Source organism: Variovorax sp. Varisp36, from assembly GCF_047304235.1.
GTDB lineage: Bacteria > Pseudomonadota > Gammaproteobacteria > Burkholderiales > Burkholderiaceae_C > Variovorax.
Window position 1 is genome coordinate 22199 of sequence record NZ_JBGLYU010000020.1, and the last position, 21943, is coordinate 44141.

The following is a 21943-nucleotide window of genomic DNA, read 5'->3' on the forward strand; positions in this document are numbered from 1 at the left end:
GTCACGCCATCGAACGGGAGGCAGCGGCGCCCGCGCCGTCTTCCGCATCGCCCAGCGCCACCAGCGGCTTCTTCACGCCGAACAGCTTCGGCACCATCACCGCCGCCGCGCCCTGCTCCACGTTGCCCTGCCCCGTGACGTGATAGACCACGTTGGCGGCGGAGACGATGCGCAGCGAATGCGTGACCACCACCACGGTGCGCACCTTGGCCACCGCGAGCAGCGTGGCGAGCAGGTTGCGCTCGCTCTGAAAGTCGAGGTCGTTGCTGGGCTCGTCGAGCACCAGCACCGAAGGTTTGCGCAGGAAGCTCATGGCCAGCGCGAGCTTGCGCCGCTCGCCCACCGACACGCCGGTGCCGCCTTCGCCGATCATGGTGCGGTAGCCGTCAGGCAGCCGCGAGATGAAGTCGTGCGCGCCCGAGAGCTTGCAGGCCGCGACGATCTGCTCGTCGCTCTGGCCGGGCGCCGTGCGGCGCATCACGTCGATCAGCGAGCCGCCGAACCAGTAGACCTCCTGCGAGAGGTAGCTGATCCAGCGCGACAGCTCTTCACGGCCGAACTGCGAGAGGTCGTACTCGCCGATGCTGACGATGCCGCGCGTGGGCGTGTACAGGCCCGACAGCAGCTTCACCATGGTCGACTTGCCCGCGCCGTTGCGCCCGACGATCACGTGCAGCCCGCCCGGGCCGATGTCGAGGTCGACGTTTTCCAGCACCGGCTGCTGCGCGGTGTCGGTGAAGCTGAAGCTCACGTCCTTCAGGGTGATGCGACCGAGCGGCTGCGGCAGGGTCATGCCCGTGGGCGGTTTCTCGACCGGTTCGCACAGCACGCTCTCGAGCCGCTTGGCGGCTTCCTTGGCGGTGGCCAGCGAACGCCAGTTCGACACCAGCCCGGCCACCGGCTGCAGCGCCTTGAGCGCCAGCATGTTCGAGGCGACGAGGCCGCCCACCGTCATCCACTGCTCCATCACCGAGACGGCGCCCACGGTCACCACGATGACCGAGAACACCGTGAGCAGCACGGTGGTGCCGTCGCGCGCGGTCTCGATCTGGCCGTTCTTGCTGAAGCTCTCGGTGAGCCAGGCGTTGTAGGTCTGGCGCCACATGTCGCTGATGGGGCCGTCGTTGGCCTGCGTCTTCAGCGTTTCGCGCGCATGGCAGATCTCGGCGGTCATGCGGTCGAGGCCGCGGCCGCGCTGCACTTCTTCCACGCGGCCGGCGCGGACCTCGTCGGCCCACCACCAGGCCAGGAACGACATGATGGCGAGAAACGCCGCCACCACGGGCAGCACCGGCAAGGCGACGATGCCGATCACGGCGAGCGCGAAGATCGCCATCGGCAGGTCGAAGATCGATTGCGCGAGGCCGCCGGTGACAGTGCCGCGCACCGAGCCCACATCGCGAAAGTATTGCTGCCACACCGAGGCGGGACGTGCCTCGAGCGCGCGCAGCGGCCGGGCCAGCATCGATTGCAGCAGGGCACCGGAAACGCCGTGGTCGATGATGGCGCCCGCGTTGCGCAACAGGCGCGAACGGCGTGTGCGCAGCCAGAACTCGACGCACAGGAAGAACAGGATGCCGCTCACCAGCGCAGCGAGCGTCGAGAAGCCGCTGCGCGACAGCACGCGGTCATAGACCTGCAGCAGGAAGATGGAGGGCAGCAGCCCGAACAGGCTGATGGGAAGCGAACGCCATGCCGCGCTCTTCACGAGCGGGTAGGCCGCGCGGAACGCGGCGTTCAGTGCCCCGGCATAAGGACTGGCACCCGGCTCGTCCGGCGTTTCGGCAACCAGCTGGCTGGGCAAGAGAAACTTGATCATGGGAAAAAGCCGATCCGTCGTGCAATGACGCCTGAGCCATTATCAACTGTTACCTCACTGTTACAAGGCAATAATTCACGCTCCGGCCAGCACCAGTGCGATGTTGGCGCACAGCAGCATGCAGAGCACCCAGGCGCATAGCAGCTGCGCCCAGCCCAGCCACCAGCGGCGCATCGGCGGCCGCCGCGGCGGCGGCGCCTCATGGTCGAAGGGCGATTGCGGAAGTACATCCCATCTCGTGCTCATGGCAGTGCTTTCAAAACCCGGGCCAACCGGGACAGGCCTACGCCTGCGGAACTCTTCGCCAACACCCAGTCGCCGGGCTGCAGCAGCCCGCCGAGCGCGGTCGACAGGTCGGACACATCGACGAACCAGTGCGAGCGAACCTTTGTACGAATGCGCGCGTGCAGTGCCCGCATCAGCGGGCCGCACAGCAGCACGCGGTCGGGCTGCGAGGCCAGCAGCTCGGCCTCGAGGTCGAGGTGGTGGCGTTGCGCGGCGGGGCCGAGCTCCTGCATGTCGCCGAGGATCGCCACGCGCCGTGCCGGCTCGCAGGGGGCCTGCGACAGCATCTCGAGCGCCGCGCGCATGGAGCTCGGGTTGGCGTCGTAGGTCTCGTCGATCAGCTTGAAGCTGCCGCCGCCGATGTGAATGGTGTGCAGCGCACCGCGGCCGCCCGGCGGCTCGAAATGCGCGAAGGGCTCGACCGCCGCGGCCAGCGGCAGGCGCATGGCCTGCAGGGCCGCAAGCGCGGCGATGGCGCTTGCGCCCATGTGGCGCCCCGGTGCATTGAGCCGCAGCTGGAAGGGCTCGCCCGCCACCAGCGCCTGCACCTCGCCGTGGTCGAAGGCGAGCAGGCGCACGTCGGCATCCTCGTGCTCGCCGCAGGTGACGATCTGCAGCTGCCGCGCCGTTGCCGCTTCGGCGAAGGTCGCGAACTCGGGCATGTCGCGGTTGAGCACCACGCTGCCGCCCGGCGCCATGGCCTGCAGGATCCGGCTGTCGAGCCGCGCGGCGGCTTCGGTCGGGCCGCGGTGCTTCTGCGACGCAGCCGAGAGCCCCGTCACGACCAGCAGCGAAGGCCGCACCAGCTGCGCCGAGGCCGGCATGTGCGAGGTGCCCATCTCCAGCACCCAGTAGGCGGCGTGCCGTGGCATGCAGGTCATGTTCCAGGCGATGCCCGATGGCAGGCTGACGTTGCCCTCGGGCTGGCCGACCTCGCCCCACACGGTGAGCGCGCCGGCCAGCATGGCGGCCACGGTGCCACTGGCGACGCCGTTCGCCGCGCCGCTGCCGAGCACGCCGCACACGCGGCCGGTGAACTCGGCGCGCGCATGATCGCCCAGCTCCAGCACGGCCTGCAGCACGTTCGGCACCTTGAGCACGGGCACGCGCTTGTCGAGGTGCGGCTTGGGGTCGGTGCACAGCACGGCGGCGGCCGGCTGCAGCACGCCCTTGAGCGTGACGGCGGCCAGCGGCGTCTTCGACGGCCGCGCCTGGTGGTCGAACACCACGCGGCCCTTGCGCATGAACGAGCGCTGCGCCACGCCGGTGGCGCGCCAGCCGTCCTCGGGCTTGACGACCCATTCGCCGCCGGTGACGTGCGCCATCTCGCTCGCGGTCCAGGCGGCGCCGTCGTCGCGCACGCCGCCCACGCCGGCACTCCCGCCGCCGCCCGCACCGGGCAAGGTGCGCCGCTCCACCAGGTAGCGGTGGTAGGCGGCGAAGCCCGAAAGGTAGTGCTCCACGTCGTCGATGCGCACACGAAACGAGTGATGGCGGATGAAGAACGAGCCGACGATGCTCGACGGCCGGCGAAAGTACATCGCCATCTCGGGCCAGAAGAAGCCGTTGAGCAGGTAGTGCGCGCGGTAGTCGAGCGCGCGATAGAACTTCTCGGTGTCGAGCTCGTCGAGCAGGTGCCGCATCGCGGGCATGCCTTCGAGCCGCTGGAGCATCTGCTGCGCGGCCAGCATGAGCTCGAGCAGCGTCGGGAAGGTGGTCTTCCGGTCGAGCACGAAGTCGAGATACCCCGCCACGTTCTGCAGGCCAAAGCGGAAGTACTTCTCCTGCGGGCTCCAGTGCGTGAGTTCGTGGACGCAGCGGCTGAGCCAGTGGTCATGCACCTGCCAATGCTGGCTGGCAATGAAATGGTCGAAGGCCTTCTCGACCGCGGCCAGCCATTGCGGCTCGCGTGTGAGGCCGTACAGGCGCATGAGGCCGTAGGCCGCCTCGCCGTCGTAGCAGACGATGCGCGAGGCCTGCTTGAGCGTGAGGTCGGCCGCGTGCAGCACGTGGTTGAAGCGGCCGGTGGACACATCTTGCAGCGACACGATGCCGAGCGCGAGCTTTTCCAGCAGCGGCAGCCAGTGGCGCGTGTCCATCAGCTCGCTGTACTTCACCAGCGCGAGCACGCAGGCCGCATTGCCGCCGAGCTTGATCTCGCCGCCGGTGTCGACCAGGAACGCCACCGCGCGCCCATCCGCCAGCGTGTAGTCGCGGATCAGCGAGGCCGTGAGATGGTCGAGCGAGCGGTCGATGGCCGCGCGCAGCGTTTCGTCGCGCGTGAGCTCCCACGCCTCGAGCATGGCGTGGAGCGCGCTCGCATGGCGCGCCGCGTCGTAGGTCGGGATGCGGCGATCGAAGCACGGGAAATAGCCGTACACGAAGAGGCCATCGCTCTGCACCTGGCGCGCGAGATACGAAGAGCCGCTGCGCACGAGGTCGAGCACCGACTGCGGGTTCAGCGCCGGCAGCTGCCGGCGGCCCGCATCGAGCCCCGTACCCACGAGCTTGTGCACCACGCCGTCGGGCTGGCAGAACACGCCCACCGTCGCCAGCAGGTAGACCGGCTGCTCCGAGGGCATGCTGTCCAGCGGCGGCGAACACTGGAAGCGCTCCTGGCCGTAGACCTCGAAGTTGCGCGGGTTCACCACCGAATGCGCAATGGTCGAGTCGCCGCACAGCATGGCGTTGGCATTGAGCTCCTGCTCGGTGAAGGCGAGCGCGAAGTCCTGGTCGAAGGCCAGGCCGAGGCGGAAGTAGTTGCGCTTGACGGCGGTGAGCTGCGTCTTGAACTGCACCCACTCCATCGGGCTCGCGCCCTCGACCCAGTCGATGCGCAGCCACGGCGACACGACGCCGCGCTCGCGCACCCAGCGCTCGACGCGCCCGGCGCCTTCGCGCCAGGCGGTTTCGAATTCGGCGGCCCGCGCGTGCACGACGTGTGCGCGCTGCGCGCCATCGCTCACGGAGAAGAACAGCGTGAACGCCGGATAGGGGGCCGGCAGCGCCGCGCACAGCGAAGCCAGGCGTTCGTGGCAGGCGTGGAGCTGGTCTGTGAAGGACATCATTCGGCCCCGATCCAATGCGGGAGACCGGCCGCGCCCGTCATCTGCTCTCGCTTCGATGGCGTGTGCGCAGACCGGGAACTGCCGTCGAAGTCATCGCGGTGATCCGGCTTCAGCGGTAGCTGAATTCGGCTCGGCGATTGAGCTGATAGCCCTCCTCGGTGGTTTCGGTGGACGCGGGTTTCTCCACGCCCCAGCTGATGGCCTCGATGCGCTCGGCGGGCACGCCCAGTTGCGTGAGCGTGCGCTGCACGGAGTCGGCGCGGCGCTGTCCGAGCGCGAGGTTGTATTCGCGCCCGCCGCGCTGGTCGGTGTGGCCTTCGATCACGATCCGGCTCGCCGGCCGGTTGCGCATGAAGCCCGCGTGTGCCTCGACGACGTTGCGGTCGCCGGGCCGGATGTTGTACCTGTCGAAGTCGAAATAGACGATCTTCGCCACGCCGGCCGGTCCGTTCTGCACCGGCGGCGGAGGGGGCGGCTCCACCTTCGCCACCGGGGCGGCCGCGCCCTTGTTCGAGTAGTAGTAGGTTGCGTCGTCGCGGCCCGTCTTCGGGGCCGCGCAGCCCACGAGGACTGCGCCGAGGGCGACGATGGCCAGTGTCTGGAAATTCTTCTTCATATCGATCCTTTCGGGGGACAGGCCGGTGGCGGCCTGTCCCTGGTGCTGCGCTCCCCCACTGCTCCTTCTGCGTTCTTGTTGCCGTTCAGCCCAGCAGGCCGTGCAGCACGTTCGTCACGGGCGACAGGGCGGTGCCGGTCGGGCTGTGATCGACCAGGCTGGTGATCGGGGTCACGACGTCGGTCACCAGCGGAGTGGCCGCGTGCGTGACGCTGCCCACCAGGTCGCCGGCCGGGGAAGCGGCCCCCGAACCGGCCAGGATGTCGGTCACCGGGGCGAGCAGGTCGGAAACCGCGCTCGTCGGGTTCGATGCCACCGGAGCAGCATCGGTCACGCCGCTCACCACGCTGGTGACGGGCTCCAGGATGTTTGCCACCGGGCTGCTGCCACCCGACAAGCCGCCGAGCAGGCTGCCCACCAGGCCGTCCTGGCCCAGGAGGCTGCCGACGAGGCCGTCGTTGCCGACCACACCATCGAGCAGGCCGCCGGTGCCGCCACCGGTCGCGCCGCCGAGGACACTGCCCAGAAGGCCGTCGCTGCCGAGCACGCCGTCGAGCAGGCCGCCTGTGCCGCCATCGGTCACGCCGCCAAGGACGCCGCCCAGAAGACCGTCGCTGCCGAGCACGCCGTCGAGCAGGCCGCCGGTGCCGCCATCGGTCACGCCGCCGAGGACGCCGCCCAGAAGACCGTCGCTGCCGAGCACGCCGTCGAGCAGGCCGCCTGTGCCGCCATCGGTCACGCCGCCGAGAACGCCGCCCAGAAGACCGTCGCTGCCGAGCACGCCGTCGAGCAGGCCGCCCGTGCCGCCATCGGTCACGCCGCCAAGGACGCCGCCCAGAAGGCCATCGCTGCCGAGCACGCCATCGAGCAGGCCGCCCGTGCCGCCATCGGTCACGCCGCCGAGCAGGCCGTCGCCGGACACGAGGTGGGCCACGCCGTCGGTCAGGTAGTCGACCTGCGCCGTGACACCGTTCAGCAGTGCTGTCGTCGTGCCCTCACCGAGCAGTTGATCGGTCAGCGGGCTCAGCAGGCCACCGGCGCCGGCCGCCACTTCGCCCACGACGCCATCGACCGGGTCGAGCACGTTGGGGTTGTTCTCCGAGAAGCTGCTGCCGAGCACCGGAGCCAGCAGGCCGCCGGCAGCGTCGGTCAGACCGTCCGCGAGGCCGACCACCGATCCGAGCGTGTTCGCGAGACCAAGCTCGCCCACCAGGCCGGTGTTCAGGCCATCGACCAGGTTGCCGGCCATGCCGTCGGCCGGGTCGAACAGGCCAGCGCCCGTGCCCGGGGTGCCGCCGTCGCCGAGCACACCGCCGAGCAGGCCACCTTCGCCGCCGAGAACGCCGCCCAACGGGCCTTCTTCGCCGAGCACGCCGCCCAGCACGCCGTTTTCGCCGAGCAAGCTGCCGAGCAGGCCGGTGGTACCGAGCAGGCCGCCCGCGAGGCCGTCTTCGCCCAGCACGTCGGAGAGCGTGCCGTTCGTGCCGAGCAGCGAGCCAACTGCGCCGTCCGGACCCAGCAAGCCACCCAGGGGCGTGCCTTCGCCGAGCAGGCTTCCGACCAGGCCGTCCTCACCCAGAACGCCGCCGAGCAAGCCACCGGAAAGACCGTCGTTGCCGAGCACGCCACCCAGGGCTCCGCCGTCGCCGACCACTCCGCCAAGCAGGCCGTCGAGGGCGCTGCCCTGGCCGATCAGGTCGCCGACGAGGCTGCCTTCACCGAGCAGGCCTCCAACCAGGCCATCGTCTGCCAGCAGGTTGCCGACCAACCCGTTGTCGCCGAGCAGGCCGTCGAGCGTGTTGCCGACCACACCGCCGTCAGCCAGCAGGCTGTCGAGGCCCAGGCTGGAGGTCAGGCCACCGAGCGGGCCTTCATTGGAAAGGAGGTTGTTCAGGCCGTCGGTCAGGTAGTCCACCTGGCCGTTCAGATGACCGATCAGCGCATCGGTCACGCCCTCGCCGAGCAGGGTGTCCACGATGGGACTCAGGCTGTTGCCGAGCGGGTCGGTGATGTTGCCGACGACCTCGTCGACCGGGTCCAGCGCGTTGGGATCATCGCGGGTGAACTCGGAGCCGAGCAGCGGTGCCAGCACGCTGTCGACCACGTCGGTCACGCCGTCGACCACCGGGGCCACGGGAGCGAGCGCGCCGCCCAGGCCAGCAGTGCTATCGACCGCGCCGACCGCGCCACCGACGAGGCCGTCGCCCGGATCGAGCAGGTGATCGCCGTCTGCATCTGCGTCGGCATCTGCATCTGCGTCGGCATCGGCGTCTGCATCTGCGTCGGCATCTGCGTCGGCATCGGCGTCTGCGTCGGCATCGGCATCGGCATCGGCATCGGCATCTGCATCGGCATCGGCATCGGCATCTGCATCGGCATCGGCATCGGCATCGGCATCTGCATCGGCATCGGCATCTGCATCTGCGTCTGCATCGGCATCTGCATCTGCATCTGCATCGGCGTCAGCATCCGCATCGGCGTCGGCGTCGGCATCACCGTCCGCATCCGCATCAGCGTCCGCATCGGCGTCGGCATCCGCATCGGAGTCGCCCACGCCCGAAAGGAGCAGCGGGACCGTGCTGTCGCTGCCGCCGCCACCGCCGCCGAGCGCGGCGCCGAGTGCGGCGGCGCCCAGGGCACCGAGTGCGAATTCACCCAGCCCGATGCCGCTGCCGGCTGCGAGCTTCTTGGTCACGGCCAGGGCAGCGGCATCCGCATCGCTGTCCGGCGGGGTCACTTGCAGGTCGCCCGAAGCGACGTCCACATTCACTTGTTCGAGGCCGCCCGGCAGCTTGGTCGAGCCGATGGTGGCATCGGTGCCGCCGGTGAACACGCCGGCCAGCGGAGCCTTGTTGGTCGCCGAGCCGGGAAAGAGAACGTTGGCGTGGCCGTCCTGCGGAACGATCACGCGGTCGCCGGCCACCAGTGTCTGATTGCCATCGACCGGAATGCGGACACCGTCGCGCATCACGGCGACACCCGGCGTGGCATTCGATAATGTGCCGATGCTGGACGGGCCAGCTGCAGCGGGCGCCGCCGAACTCGCCATGGCAGGAGCGCCTAGCGGAGTAACGGTGGCCTGGGCAATGACCACGGGAGCACCGCCTGCGGCGGCAAGTCCTTCGGTCGAATTCGTCGATGCTTGTTGAGCGGTCATGGCAGCCTCTGTGACAAAAGATGCCTACTCAGGGGCAACTAGCGTGCCGCTTTTTGCTCGCCCCTTGCCAAACCGCCTTCAGGCACCGCAACTTGTTGATTCGTATGGAAATTTTTCTTTGAACCGGCCTGCCGATGGAGTTCGGAATCAGCCCGCAGGAAGGTCATTCAGCGATTCGTTACGTAACGACGTAACCCCCTGTACCCGGAACGTCCGGCACATCCGAGGTCTTGCTCCGGGCTTGCGTACCGGCTCTTGCGCGGGACCCACTTCCTTCTATTTCTTTCTTCCTCTTCTATAGATATGTTCAATCCCTCCCAGGAAGACGTGCGCCGCTTCTTCTGCGACGTGTACGCCAAGCACCGGCAGGGCTTGCCGATGGAAGCGCTCGAGACCATCGCCGCCGGCTGGATCGACGAGCATCCCGAGTACCACGAGGATCTCGCCGATGCCGACGCGGCGGTGGCACGGGTCTACGACGGATCGAACGGGCGCGAAAACCCGTTCCTTCATCTGTCGATGCATTTGTCGATCAGCGAGCAGTGCTCCATCGACCAGCCGCGCGGCATCCGCCAGGCCGTCGAGCTGCTGGCTGCGCGCCGCGGCTCGCTGCTGCATGCGCATCACGAGGCAATGGACTGCCTGGGCCAGATGATGTGGGAGAGCCAGCGGGCGGGCAGGCCGCCGGACGGCGAGGGCTACGTCGCCTGCGTGCAGCGGCGAGCGACCAAGGACTAACCCCCAGGCTTGGCGCACTTCGTGTCGCTTTGCCAACCCCCTTGCAGGGGGCAACACCTGCGGCCCGGCAAAGCCGGTTCCGCGGCGTTCCTGGTGAAAGCCGGCTAACCGCCGCGCCTGCGCCGGGCCGCTGGGGGGACCGCCCCCTGCTCCTTGGCTGCCTCGCGCAACAGCGCGGCCATGGCGCCGCGCAGGGCCGAAGGCTCGGCATCGCTGCGCTGCAGCAGCCCGACCGGCTCCTCGGTGCCGGCGGTCTCGATGCGCAGCCGCACGAGGCGCCCGTCCGCCAGCTCGCCGCGCGCGGCACCCAGCGGCGTGATCCACACCGCATCGGACACCGCCACCAGCGCGCGCGCCACCGCCACGTCGAGCGTCTGCAATGCATTGGACGGCAGCACGAGGCCGCGCGCCGACAGAAAGCTCTCGGTGTTGTGGCGCGGGATCGTGCCCTCGCCGTACACCACCAGCGGATAGGCCAGCACCGCCTGCACCGACACCGCCTTCGATGCGAGCGGGTGGCCGGCGCGCACGGCGAACACCAGCGGCTCGGTGTGCAGCAACTCGAAGCTCAGGCCGCCCATCAGGCGCGGATCGCTCATGCGGCCGACCACCAGGTCGAGCTCGCCGGCGCGCAGTTCGTCGAGCAGCACGGCGTTGGCGGCGCTCTTCACCACGATCTGCACCGATGGCCGGCTGTCGCGCAGCCGCGCCAGCGCGACTGGCAGCAGCGCCGGCGCCACGCTCGGCAACGCGCCGATGCGCAGCCGCTCGATGCGCCCGCCCGACGCCGGCGCCACCGCCTGCGCGCTGGCGTCGAGCGCCTCCAGCACGCGCAGGGCATGCGCCAGCAGTTGCTCGCCGGCCGCCGTGAGCCCCTGCACGCCGCGCCGGCCGGCCTTGCTGCGCTCGACCAGCCGCGTGCCGACGATCGCCTCCAGCTCCGACAGCGTCTTGGACACCGCCGGCTGGCTCAGCGCCAACCGCTCGGCCGCACGCGCGAGATGGCGCTCCTGCGCCACGGCCACGAGGCAGCGCAGGTGCCGCAGCTGCACGCTGCGCACGAAATCCTGTCGAAGATCGGCGGAGTCTTTCAATTCCTGTTGGTTATTGAGAACGGAGAATTCTTCAATTTACATCATCGGATGGCGCTTCTAAAGTGGCGGCTTCCCGATTCGTCCCACGACAGCAGGAGACAACGCACATGTCGACCAAGACCCAAGGGCCCCAGCCCACCCTCACCCCGCGCGACTGGAAAGCCCATCCCAGCTACGTCTATCCGGGCTACAAGTCCACCGTGAAGCGCGGGCCCCAGAAGCCGTTGATCCCGCTCAAGGCCTCGCTCGGCGAGCTGCAGCAGCCGGTGTACGGCCACGACAGCATCGGCGAGTTCGACCACGACCTCACGCGCAACGCGCGCCGCAACGGCGAGCCGCTGGGCGAACGCATGATCCTCACCGGCCAGGTGCTCGACGAGCGACGCCGCCCGGTGGCCAACACGCTGGTCGAGCTGTGGCAGGCCAACGCCGCCGGCCGCTACGTGCACAAGGTCGACCAGCACGACGCGCCGCTGGACCCCAACTTCCTCGGCGCGGGCCGCTGCCTGACCGACAGCGAAGGCCGCTATCGCTTCCTCACCATCAAGCCCGGCGCCTATCCCTGGGGCAACCACCCGAACGCCTGGCGTCCGCAGCACATCCACATGTCGCTGTTCGGCCAGAGCTTTGCGAGCCGCCTGGTCACGCAGATGTACTTCCCCGGCGACCCGCTGCTGCAGTACGACCCGATGATCACCGGCACGCCCGAGCGCTACCGCAACCGCCTCATTGCCGACTTCAGCCTCGACATCACCGAAGAAGGCTACGCACTGGGCTACCAGTTCGACATCGTGCTGCGCGGCGCCGACGAGACGCCCTTCGAGAACCGCTGAGCCAGGAGACACACACCATGCTGATGACCGCACAGGAAGCCGACTACGGCCAGACCCCCTCGCAAACCGTGGGCCCCTACTTCGCCTACGGCCTCACCGCCACGCAGTACGGCTACGACTTCGACCAGCCCTTCGACGCCGTGCTGGCGCTCGACGCCGCCGCCGGCCAGCGCATTCGCCTCGAGGGCCGCGTGATCGACGGCGACGGCAACCCGATCAACGACGCGCTGGTGGAGATCAGCCAGCCCGACGGCGAAGGCCGCTATCCGCAGACGCCCGAAGAAGCGCGCGCCATGGGCTTTCGCGCTTTCGGCCGTGTCGGCACCGGCACCGCCGAGGGCAACCGCTTCGTGTTCCACACCGTGAAGCCCGGCGCGCAGGCGCCCGGCGAAGCGCCGCACATCAACGTGATCGTGCTGATGCGCGGGCTGCTGCTGCACGCGTTCACGCGCGCGTACTTCAGCGACGAGGCCGAGGCCAACGCGAAGGACGCGGTGCTGCAGAGCGTGCCCGCCGAGCGCCGCCACACGCTGATCGCCGAGCGCGTGGAGCAAGGCGGCGCGGTGACGTACCGCTTCGACATCCGCATGCAGGGCACGGACGAGACGGCGTTCTTCGACGTCTGATCTCAGGGAAATCCCGAACACAAAAAAACCCGCTCGCAGCGGGTTTTTTTATTGCCGGCTTCGAAGCGCTTATTCGGCGCCGTGGTGAATGCGCGACTCGGGCACCGTCTTCAGTTCGCCGGGCAGCGAGCTGATGTAGCTGGCCAGCGTCTTGAGTTCGGCGTTGGTGAACTTCTTGGGTTCGACCTGCTGGCCCATCACCGCGTTGGAGCGGCCGAGGTGCGGGTTGTTCTTCACGCGGTAGGACTTGAGCGCGACGAACAGGTAGTCGGCATGCTGGCCGGCCAGCTTGGGCACGGTACCGTCGTTCGGCGTGTTGAAGTTGGCGCCGTGGCACTTGGTGCAGTTGTTGTCCTTGTCGCGAGAGATCAGCGCCTGGATGTTCTCGGGCGTGGCCTTGGCGAGCGTGGCCGGTGGTGCATCGTCCTGCTTCACGCCCAGCTGGCTGTAGTAGGCGGCGACGTCGGCGATGTCCTGCTCGGTGAGCGTGTCGGCGATGGCGCGCATGGTGGGATGCTTGCGGTCGCCGCCCTTGTACGCGGTGAGCGCTGCCGTGATGTACGTGGCGCTCTGGCCGGCGATCATTGGCACCTTGTGGATTTCAGGGAAGCTGGCCTGGTAGCCGATGATGCCGTGGCAGCCCACGCACATCGCAACCTTCTTTGCGCCGTCCTGGGCCTTGCCAGTGACTTGCTGGGCCTGTGCCGAGAGCGTCACGCAAGCGACAGCAAGGGCAAACATCGTGGTCAACAACTTGTTCATTTTGCGCGCACAATCTCGTGGAGAGTACAGTTTTTCGAATCAACATTCGATTATATGCAGGGGTCCCCCGGAACCCTGTGCAGGCCAACCCTGAGGCTGCACAACGCGTGTCGAGTGTGTTCTTTTCTCCACCCCAGCCTCCGCCTCACTCATCTCACTCATGAAATTCCAGGGCTCAGACAACTACGTCGCCACGCAAGACCTGATGCTCGCGGTCAACGCGGCCATCACCCTGAAGCGTCCGCTGCTCGTCAAGGGCGAGCCCGGCACCGGCAAGACCATGCTGGCCGAGGAAGTGGCCCAGTCGCTCGGCCTGCCGCTGCTGCAATGGCACATCAAGTCGACCACCAAGGCGCAGCAGGGCCTGTATGAATACGACGCCGTGAGCCGCCTGCGCGACTCGCAGCTCAAGGACCTCGACGGCGGCGAGCGCGTGAGCGACATCAACAACTACATCGTCAAGGGCGTGCTCTGGCAGGCCTTCACGGCCGACCAGCCGGTGGCATTGCTGATCGACGAGATCGACAAGGCCGACATCGAATTCCCGAACGACCTGCTGCGCGAAATCGACCGCATGGAGTTCTACTGCTACGAGACGCGCGAACTCATCCGCGCCAAGCACCGGCCGGTGGTGTTCATCACCTCGAACAACGAGAAGGAACTGCCCGACGCCTTCCTGCGCCGCTGCTTCTTCCACTACATCAAGTTCCCCGATGCCGAGACGATGAAACACATCGTCGCCGTGCACTTCCCCGGCCTCAAGCAGGAGCTGCTCACGTCCGCGATGAAGACCTTCTACGACGTGCGCAACCTGCCCGGCCTGAAGAAGAAGCCCTCGACCTCCGAGCTGCTCGACTGGCTCAAGCTGCTGGTGGCCGAGGACATTCCACTCGAAGCGCTGCAGAGCAAGGACGACAAGGTCGCCGTGCCGCCGCTGGTGGGCGCGCTGCTCAAGAACGAACAGGACGTGACCTTGTTCGAGAAGCTCGTCTTCATGCAGCGCAACAACAGATAACTGCACAGGCTTCGCCATGGCGTTCATCGAACCTGCCACGCTGAAGGCCCGCGGCATCGCGCTGGTGCCGTTGTCGCTGGCCCACGAAGAAGGCCTGCGCGCCGCAGCCGCGGACGGCGAGCTGTGGAAGCTGCGCGTCACCTCCGTGCCCGAGCCGCAGGACACGCGCGCCTACATCGAGACCGCGCTCAAGACCGCCGACCGCTTCGCCTTCGCCGTGACCGACGAGGCCACCGGCACCGTGCTCGGCACCACCAGCTTCCATGACATCCTGCCGGGCGTGAAGCGCGTGGAGATCGGCTACACGTGGTACGCCGCGCGCTGCCAACGCACGCACGTCAACACCACCTGCAAGCTGCTGATGCTCACGCATGCCTTCGACGCACTCGGCTGCAACGTGGTGGGCTGGCGCACCGACAATTTCAACTTCGCCTCGCAGCGCGCCATCGAGCGGCTCGGCGCGAAAAAAGACGGCGTGATCCGCGGCCATGCGATGCGCCGCGACGGCACCATCCGCGACACCGTCATGTACAGCCTGCGCGCGGGCGAATGGCCCGAGGTGAAGGCCCAGCTGCTGTACCTGCTCGACAAGCCACGCGGCTGACACACAAGGAGCGCCCCATGCTCATCGACTTCTTCTACACGCTGCGCTCAGCCAAGCTGCCGGTGTCGGTCAAGGAATACCTCACGCTGCTCGAAGCCCTGCAGGCCGACGTGGTGGGGCCCAACTCCGACGGCGCCTACGGCATCGACGACTTCTACTACCTCTCGCGCACCGCGCTCGTGAAGGACGAGAAGCACTACGACAAGTTCGACCGCGCCTTCGCCGCCTATTTCAAGGGCGTGGAGATGCTCACCGACTTCACCAAGGAAGTGCCGCTCGACTGGCTCAAGAAAACGCTCGAGCGCGAATTCACCGCCGAAGAAAAAGCCAAGATCGAGAAGATGGGCTGGGACGAGCTCATGGAAACGCTCAAGAAGCGCTTCGAGGAGCAGAAGGAACGCCACGAGGGCGGCAGCAAGTGGATCGGCACCGGTGGCACCTCGCCCTTCGGCCACGGCGGCTACAACCCGCAGGGCATCCGCATCGGCGGCGCGGGCAAGAACAAGAGCGCCGTGAAGGTGTGGGACCAGCGCGCCTACAAGGACTACGACGACACGCAGGAACTCGGCACGCGCAACATCAAGGTCGCGCTGCGGCGGCTGCGCAAGTTCGCGCGCGAGGGCCACGACGAAGAACTGGACCTCGACGACACCATCCACTCCACCGCGGCCAATGCGGGCTTCCTCGACATCAAGATGCGGCCGGAGCGCCACAACAACGTCAAGGTGCTGCTGCTGATGGACGTGGGCGGCACGATGGACGAGCACATCCAGCGCGTGGAAGAGCTGTTCTCGGCCGTGAAGACCGAGTTCAAGCACCTGGAGTTCTTCTACTTCCACAACTGCGTGTACGACTTCATGTGGAAGAACAACAAGCGCCGCTTCTCCGAGAAGTTCGCCACCTGGGACATCCTGCGCAAGTACAACAAGGACTACAAGCTCATCTTCGTCGGCGACGCGACCATGAGCCCCTACGAGATCCTGCAGCCCGGCGGCAGCGTCGAATACAACAACGAGGAGGCCGGCGCCGAGTGGATCCAGCGCCTCACGCACACCTTCCCGAAGTTCGCGTGGATCAACCCCGAGCCGCAGGGCGTGTGGCAGTACCGCCAAAGCATCGCGGTGATGCAGCAGCTGATGTCCAACCGCATGTACCCCCTGACCCTGCGCGGCCTTGAAGAGGCCATGCGCATGCTCTCGAAGTAGGACGAAACCGCCTGTCGCCGGGGCCCTCGGGAACCGGCAGAGCTTGCTGTCAGAATCCGCCCATGGTCAGGGTGGTTCCAGCTTCCTCGCCGGCGTGGTGGCCGGCTTTGCTTTTTTCCGGCGTCCTGCTTCTGCAAGGCTGCAGCCTGCTGCCGAAAAAGGAAAGCACCGAAAGCAAGCCTGCGGCCGGCCTCGTGCGCAGCGGCAGCGCCACTACACAAGAGGACAAGGAAAAAGACGACAAGGCCAAGGCCGACAAGCGCGACGCCTTCACCGTCGACGTGCGCGGTCCCGAGGCCGTGCGCGACTACCTCAGGCTCCACCTCGAGATCCAGCGCTACCGCGAGCTCGACGACCTCGGCGCGACCGAGATCTCGCGCCTCATGGTGGCCGCCGAGGCCAACGCCCGCGAACTGCTCGGCACCCTCGGCTACTTCACGCCCACGCTGACGCTCGAACTCAACGAGACGCCCGAGAGCACCAAGGCCCCGCGCGAGATCGTCATCACCGTGTCGCCGGGCGAGCCCACCAAGGTGAGCAACGTGCAGATCAGCTACGGCGGCCCGATCGCCGACGACGCGGCCGCCGAGCCGCAGCGCGACTCGATCCGCACCAACTGGGGCCTGCGCGCCGGCCAGCCCTTCACGCAGCAAGCCTGGGACAGCGCCAAGACCACCGCGCTGCGCAGCCTCACGGCCAGCCGCTTTCCCACCGGCAGCATCGAGATCAGCCGTGCCGAAGTGGACGCCGACCGCAGCGAGGCCCGCCTGAGCGTCACTTACCAGTCGGGTCCGGCCTACAAGTTCGGCCCGCTGGTGCTGAACGGCATCCAGCGCTACGACCCCGACGGCGCGCGCCGCATCGCGCGCCTGCCCAGCGGCACCGACTACGACCAGCAGAAGCTGCTCGATGCCCAGCAGCGCTTGGCCAGCAGCGGCTATTACGACTCGGTCTTCCTCACGCTCGACACCGAGAGCGGCAACCCGCTGGCCGCGCCCGTCATCGCGCAACTGCGCGAAGCGCCGCTGCAGAAGGTGGTACTCGGCGTGGGCTTCACCACCGACAACGGCCCGCGCCTGTCGATCGACCACATCCACAACCAGATCCCGCTGCTGGGCTGGCGCGCCGTCTCGCGGCTGTCGGTCGACCGCGACATCAAGTCGCTGGGCACCGAATGGAAGGCGATTCCCGACGACCGCGGCTGGCGCTGGTTCTCGGGCGCCGAGCTCAAGAGCGAGCAGTCGGGCAGCTACGTGGTCGACAGCGGCCGGCTGCGCGGCGGGCGCAGCAAGTCGGGCGACCACATCGACCGCAGCTACTTCCTGCAGTACGACTACGCGCAGAACCGCGGCACCAACGCACCGCCCTCGGCCTCGGCCGTGACGGCCAACTGGGGCTGGACGGGGCGCTACTTCGATGACAACGCAGCGCCTTCGCGCGGCTTCGGCCTCGCGCTCGAAGTGGCCGCGGGCTACACGCTCACCGGCGAGCAGATGCCCTTCACGCGCACCTACGCACGCTGGCTCGGCGTGCTGCCGCTGGGCTCGGCCGAGGACAAGGAAACGCGCGCGCGCCGCAGCCGGCTGCAGCTGCGCGTCGAGGCCGGCGCGGTGTCAGCCAAGGAGAACGCACAGATCCCGTCGACGCTGATGTTCCTGACCGGTGGCGACACCACCGTGCGCGGCTACAGCTACAAGCAGATCGGCACCGTGCGCGCCGACGGCCAGACCGTTGCGGGCCGCTACCTCGGCGTGGCCAGCGTGGAGTGGCAGCGTCCCTTCGTCTACAACGACAAGCTCACCGACTGGGAGAGCGTGGTGTTCGTCGATGCGGGCGCCGTGGCCGACAAGCCCGGCGAGCTCAAGCCCAAGGTGGGCGTGGGCGTGGGTGCGCGCTGGCGCAGCCCGGTCGGGCCGGTGCAGGCCGACCTGGCCTACGGCGTGGACTCGAAGAAGTTCCGCCTGCACTTTCGCCTCGGCTTCACCTTCTGATGCTTCCGATGCAGACCGACACCGAACCTACGCCGACGCCCATGCCTCCCGCCGTGCGGCGCTCGCGCGCACGGCGCGCCGCGCGTGCCCTGGCCTGGACCGTGGCCGGCCTGGTGATGGTCGTGATGCTGCTTGCTGCCGGCGCCTGGTGGTACATCGGCTCCGACAAGTCGCTCGCCTTCGCGCTCGCGCAGGCCGCGCAGCGGCTGCCGGCCGGACAGACCCTGGAGAGCCGCGACGTCACCGGTTCGCTGCGCACCGGCGGCCACATCGGCTGGCTCAAGTACCAGAGCGAGAGCATCGCCGTCGAGGTGAATGACGCCACCATCGGCTGGACACTGGCCCCGCTGTTCCAGCGCAAGGTGCACCTCGGCGAGGTGCACGCGAAGCAGGTGCTGATCGAAAAGCGCGGCCCGCCGAGCGAGGAGCCCACCAAGCCGCTCGAGCAGCTCGTGCTGCCGGTCGAGGTCGAACTGCCCTTTCGCATCGACGAAGTGCGCTGGGCCGGCCCACCCGTGCTGCGGGCGCTCAACCTGTCGGGCAGCTACAGCTACAACAAGGCCGCCGAGCACGCGCTGGAGATCAAGGGCGTCGACGTTGCCGACGGCCACTACGGCGCCCGCGTGAAACTGCAGGGCCCCGCGCCCATGGCCATCGACGCGGCGCTCGATGGCCGCGTGAAGGCGCCGCTGGCCGAAGACCGCGGCATCGACGTGCTGGCTGCCGCCGCGGTGAAAGGCACGCTCGCCGGCACGGCCGCGCGGCTGCAGGTGGCTGCCGAACTGAAGCCCGCCGAAGAGAACGCCGATGCGCCGATGGAAGCCAAACTGCAGGCACAGATCGCGCCCTGGCTGCCCCAGCCGGTGATCGACGCGAAGGCCGACCTGCGCAACGTCGACACATCGAGCCTGTGGCCCGGTGCGCCCGAGACGCGGCTCACCGGCATGGTCGAACTGCAGCCCGACGCCGACACCGGCCCCGCCGCGTGGAAGGCCTCGGCCGACATCCGCAACGCCGTGCCCGGCCCGTGGGACAAAAAAAAGCTGCCGCTCGAACAGGTGCAGGCGCGCGTCGGCTTCGACGGCAACAACTGGTCCCTGCCCGAAGCCACCGTGCGCGCGGGCGGCGGCCGCATCGACGCGGCCGGCAAATGGAGCCCCGCTCCCTCGCCCTGGCAGGCCCAGGCCACCGTACGCGGTGTGCGGCCGGGCGCGCTGTACAGCGAACTCTCGGGCGCGCCCGTGAGCGGCACGCTCAAGGCCGAGCAGAAGGAAAGCACCATCACCTTCGACGCAGCCCTGCGCGCCGAAGGCGGCGCGGGCAGCAAGGCCCTGCCCGGCTTCGCGCTCGACCGCGCGCTGGCCCAGGGCCAGTGGAAAGACCAGGTGCTTGACCTGCGCACGCTGCGCATCGAGGCCCAGCGTGCCAGCGTCAACGGCCGCTTGCAGGTGCGCGTGGCCGAGCAGGCCGCGAGCGGCAAGCTGGCCCTCGCGCTGCCCGGCGGCAGCGCGCAGGTCGAAGGCCGCATTGCGCCCGATTCGGGCGGCGGCGAGATCCAGGCCGCCATCGACGACGCCGACGCCGTGCAGCGCTGGGTGCAGAGCCTGCCGGGGCTCTCAGCCGTGTTCGCGAATGCGGGCGCCAAGGGCTCCGCGAAGCTCGATGCGAGCTGGCAGGGCGGCTGGCGAACGTTCCAGCGCCGGCTGCAGAGCCCCAACGCGCCTGCGCCGCGCGGCGGCATCGAACCCAGCATCAAGGCCGTGCTCGGCGTGCCGCGGCTCGACCTGAGCCTGCCCTCCGAGCAACCCGGCGGCGCCACCACCACCGTGCAGCTGCGCGACCTGCACGCCGACCTCGCCGGCAGCCTCGCGCAGGCCACGCTCACGCTGAAGGGCGAAGCCGCCACCGGCACGCAGAAGTTCGCCATCGACACCCGCGCCAGCGGCGGCATCGCAGGCGCCGGCCAATGGCGCGCGGCACTCGCCAGCCTGAAGCTGCAGGCGCAGGACAGCGCCCGCCCCGGTGCCCCCTGGGTGCTGGAACTGAGCCGCGAAGTGACCGCGACCATCCGCAGCAGCACCGGCAATGCGTCACCCCGCCTCGACGTCGAAGCCTCCGCCGCCGCGGCCACGCTGCGCGGCCCCGTGCCCGGCACCGTGCGCATCGACTGGCAGCCGCTGCGCTTCAGCCAGAGCGGCGCCGCGCCCAACCGCGTGTTCCGCGTGCAGTCGAAGGGCCAGCTGCAGGGCCTGCCGATGGCCTGGGCCGGCGCGTTCGGCGCGAACGCCACGCTGGGCGAATACGGCATCAGCGGCGACCTGTTGTTCAACGGCGACTGGGACATCGACGCCGGCGACACGCTGCGCGCCAAGGCCCGCCTCGCGCGCCAGAGCGGCGACATCCGCGTGCAGGCCGGCGAGGCTGCGCTCGTCACGCGCATCACCAGCACCGGCACGGGCACCGCAAGCGAGCGCACGATGAACGCGGCTTCCGCGAGCGGCGACGCGCCCAGCACGCCGGCTGGCCTGCGCCAGGCCGAGCTGCGGCTCGATGCCGAAGGCGACGCCGTGCGCGCCGTCCTCGCTTGGGACAGCGAACGCGCCGGCAAGATCGACGCCGCCATCGACACCCGCGTGCAGCAGCGCGCCGGCGGCTGGCAGTGGGCCCCCGACGCACCGCTGGGCGGCACCATCAAGGCCGCGCTGCCCAACCTCGGCGTGTGGTCGATGCTCGCGCCGCCGGGCTGGCGCATCGCGGGCACGCTCGACGCCAGCGCCAGGCTGTCGGGCAACCGCGCCGTGCCGCGCTGGAACGGCACGCTGGGCGCCGACAAGCTTGCACTGCGCGCGCCGGTCGAAGGACTGGACCTGCACGACGGCCGCCTGCGCGCCACGCTCTCGGGCGAGCGCGTCGACATCATCGAATTCACGCTCAAGGGCGGCGCCGGCAGCTCCGTGCGCATCGGCGGCCAGAGCGGCAACCGCAGCACCGCCGCCAGCGAGGCCCGCACCGACGGCGGCACCCTCTCGGCCAGCGGCAACCTCGGCTGGGGCCCGGCGAGCGGCTCGGCCTCGGGCATCCGCATGGCCCTGCAGGGCCAGCTGCGCGCGCTGCGCGTGCTGGTGCGCACCGACCGGCAGGTCACGCTCTCGGGCGACCTGCAGGCGCAGCTCGACAACGGCCAGTTCAGCGTGCGCGGCAAGCTCAAGACCGACCGCGCCGTCATCATCCTGCCCGACGAGACCGCGCCCAGCCTGGGCAGCGACGTCGTCGTACGCTCCGCCGCCAAGGACCGCGAGGCCGCCGAGGCGGCGCAGCGCGAATCCGCCAGCGCCAACGCACAGGCTGCCAAGCCGCAGACCGCCAAGCCGCCGGACATCGCCGTCGACTTCGACCTGGGCGATGACTTCGCCGTGCAGGGCCGCGGCATCACCACGCGGCTCGAAGGCAACCTGGAGATCCGCAGCACCAGGCTCAATGCGCCGCCGCGCATCACGGGCGAGGTCAAGACGGTGAAGGGCCAATACCGCGCCTACGGCCAGCAGCTCGACGTGGAGACCGGCCTCGCGCGCTTCAACGGACCGTTCGACAATCCGGCGCTGGACATCCTGGCGATCCGCCCGAACCTGTCGCAGCGCGCGGGCGTGCAAATCACCGGCACCGCGCAATCGCCGCGCGTGAAGCTCTACTCGGAGCCCGCGCTGTCCGACGCCGAGACGCTGTCGTGGGTGATCCTGGGCCGGGCCTCGGCCACCAGCGGCGGCGAATCGGCGCTGCTGCAGCAGGCCGCGCTTTCGCTCATCGGCAAGATCGGCAGCAGCAGCAGCGGCGGCAGCCTGGCCAGCCGCTTCGGGCTGGACGAACTCGGCTTCAAGGGACCGGGCAGCGGGGGCGACCTGCGCGAGTCGGCCGTGACGCTGGGCAAGCGGCTGTCGAAGGATTTCTACCTCACCTACGAACGCAGCATCGGCGGGACCTTCGGCACGCTCTTCATCTTCTACGACCTGACGACCCGGCTCACGCTGCGGGGCCAGGCGGGACAGACGAGCGGGTTGGACCTGATCTACACGGTGAAGTACGACTGACGGCCGAGCCTGCCGCGAGCGGCCAGGCAAGGGACTTCGATCTTG

At 68.9% G+C, this 21943-nt stretch carries 16 protein-coding genes; 8 read left to right on the forward strand and 8 right to left on the reverse strand.

The genetic code is table 11. The features are described from left to right. Position 1: 1 nt before the first annotated feature. From ACCD11_RS14025 to ACCD11_RS14050, 6 genes are all read right to left on the reverse strand, one after another. On the reverse strand, positions 2-1819 hold the full coding sequence (locus ACCD11_RS14025) for a peptidase domain-containing ABC transporter (RefSeq protein WP_413314327.1): 1818 nt from the start codon (positions 1817-1819) through the stop codon (positions 2-4). Between the two features lie 75 nt (positions 1820-1894). Next, entirely contained in the window at positions 1895-2065 is a 171-nt protein-coding gene (locus tag ACCD11_RS14030) for a hypothetical protein (protein WP_413314328.1), read from the reverse strand. Beyond that, on the reverse strand, positions 2062-5172 hold the full coding sequence (locus ACCD11_RS14035) for a glutamate ligase domain-containing protein (protein ID WP_413314329.1): 3111 nt from the start codon (positions 5170-5172) through the stop codon (positions 2062-2064). Before ACCD11_RS14035 ends, ACCD11_RS14030 begins: the two co-directional genes overlap by 4 nt. A 109-nt stretch (positions 5173-5281) precedes the next feature. Then, positions 5282-5788: an OmpA family protein gene (locus ACCD11_RS14040; RefSeq protein ID WP_007838288.1), complete on the reverse strand. Its 507-nt coding sequence runs from the start codon at positions 5786-5788 to the stop codon at positions 5282-5284. Between the two features lie 85 nt (positions 5789-5873). Beyond that, positions 5874-8945: a hypothetical protein gene (locus ACCD11_RS14045; protein WP_413314331.1), complete on the reverse strand. Its 3072-nt coding sequence runs from the start codon at positions 8943-8945 to the stop codon at positions 5874-5876. Positions 8946-8983: 38 nt separating this feature from the next. Continuing rightward, positions 8984-9112: a hypothetical protein gene (locus ACCD11_RS14050; RefSeq protein ID WP_413314332.1), complete on the reverse strand. Its 129-nt coding sequence runs from the start codon at positions 9110-9112 to the stop codon at positions 8984-8986. 136 nt (positions 9113-9248) lie between these two features. Between ACCD11_RS14050 and ACCD11_RS14055 the strand changes: the two genes are divergently transcribed. After that, complete coding sequence (locus tag ACCD11_RS14055) at positions 9249-9683, forward strand: DUF1841 family protein (RefSeq protein WP_007838777.1); 435 nt, start codon at positions 9249-9251, stop codon at positions 9681-9683. A gap of 104 nt (positions 9684-9787) precedes the next feature. Here the strand turns inward: ACCD11_RS14055 and ACCD11_RS14060 are convergent, their stop codons facing one another. Further along, a complete protein-coding gene (locus ACCD11_RS14060) occupies positions 9788-10777 on the reverse strand; it encodes a LysR substrate-binding domain-containing protein (protein WP_042673628.1) in 990 nt (329 codons plus the stop codon). A gap of 107 nt (positions 10778-10884) precedes the next feature. Between ACCD11_RS14060 and pcaH the strand changes: the two genes are divergently transcribed. Then, positions 10885-11610 carry a protocatechuate 3,4-dioxygenase subunit beta gene (gene pcaH, locus ACCD11_RS14065; RefSeq protein WP_413314333.1) on the forward strand — a complete coding sequence of 242 codons (726 nt, stop codon included), beginning with the start codon at positions 10885-10887 and terminating at the stop codon, positions 11608-11610. 17 nt (positions 11611-11627) lie between these two features. Beyond that, positions 11628-12236: a protocatechuate 3,4-dioxygenase subunit alpha gene (gene pcaG, locus ACCD11_RS14070; RefSeq protein WP_413314335.1), complete on the forward strand. Its 609-nt coding sequence runs from the start codon at positions 11628-11630 to the stop codon at positions 12234-12236. A 69-nt stretch (positions 12237-12305) separates the two neighbouring features. On the opposite strand, the gene ACCD11_RS14075 is transcribed toward pcaG, so the two are convergent. After that, positions 12306-12998: a c-type cytochrome gene (locus ACCD11_RS14075; protein WP_007835005.1), complete on the reverse strand. Its 693-nt coding sequence runs from the start codon at positions 12996-12998 to the stop codon at positions 12306-12308. A gap of 160 nt (positions 12999-13158) precedes the next feature. Here ACCD11_RS14075 and ACCD11_RS14080 point away from each other — a divergent pair, with 160 nt between their 5' ends. The 5 genes from ACCD11_RS14080 (at position 13159) to ACCD11_RS14100 (ending at position 21898) form a co-directional block, all read left to right on the forward strand. Beyond that, positions 13159-14013 (forward strand): AAA family ATPase, encoded by an 855-nt coding sequence (locus ACCD11_RS14080; protein ID WP_007835007.1) that lies wholly within the window; start codon positions 13159-13161, stop codon positions 14011-14013. 16 nt (positions 14014-14029) lie between these two features. Further along, entirely contained in the window at positions 14030-14617 is a 588-nt protein-coding gene (locus ACCD11_RS14085) for a GNAT family N-acetyltransferase (RefSeq protein ID WP_007835010.1), read from the forward strand. A 17-nt stretch (positions 14618-14634) separates the two neighbouring features. After that, positions 14635-15822 carry a vWA domain-containing protein gene (locus ACCD11_RS14090; RefSeq protein WP_007835011.1) on the forward strand — a complete coding sequence of 396 codons (1188 nt, stop codon included), beginning with the start codon at positions 14635-14637 and terminating at the stop codon, positions 15820-15822. Positions 15823-15884: 62 nt separating this feature from the next. After that, the gene (locus ACCD11_RS14095; protein WP_413314338.1) at positions 15885-17813 is read left to right on the forward strand and encodes an autotransporter assembly complex protein TamA; all 1929 of its coding nucleotides are present in this window, start codon (positions 15885-15887) and stop codon (positions 17811-17813) included. Positions 17814-17821: 8 nt separating this feature from the next. Next, complete coding sequence (locus ACCD11_RS14100) at positions 17822-21898, forward strand: translocation/assembly module TamB domain-containing protein (protein WP_413314339.1); 4077 nt, start codon at positions 17822-17824, stop codon at positions 21896-21898. Positions 21899-21943 lie beyond the last annotated feature (45 nt).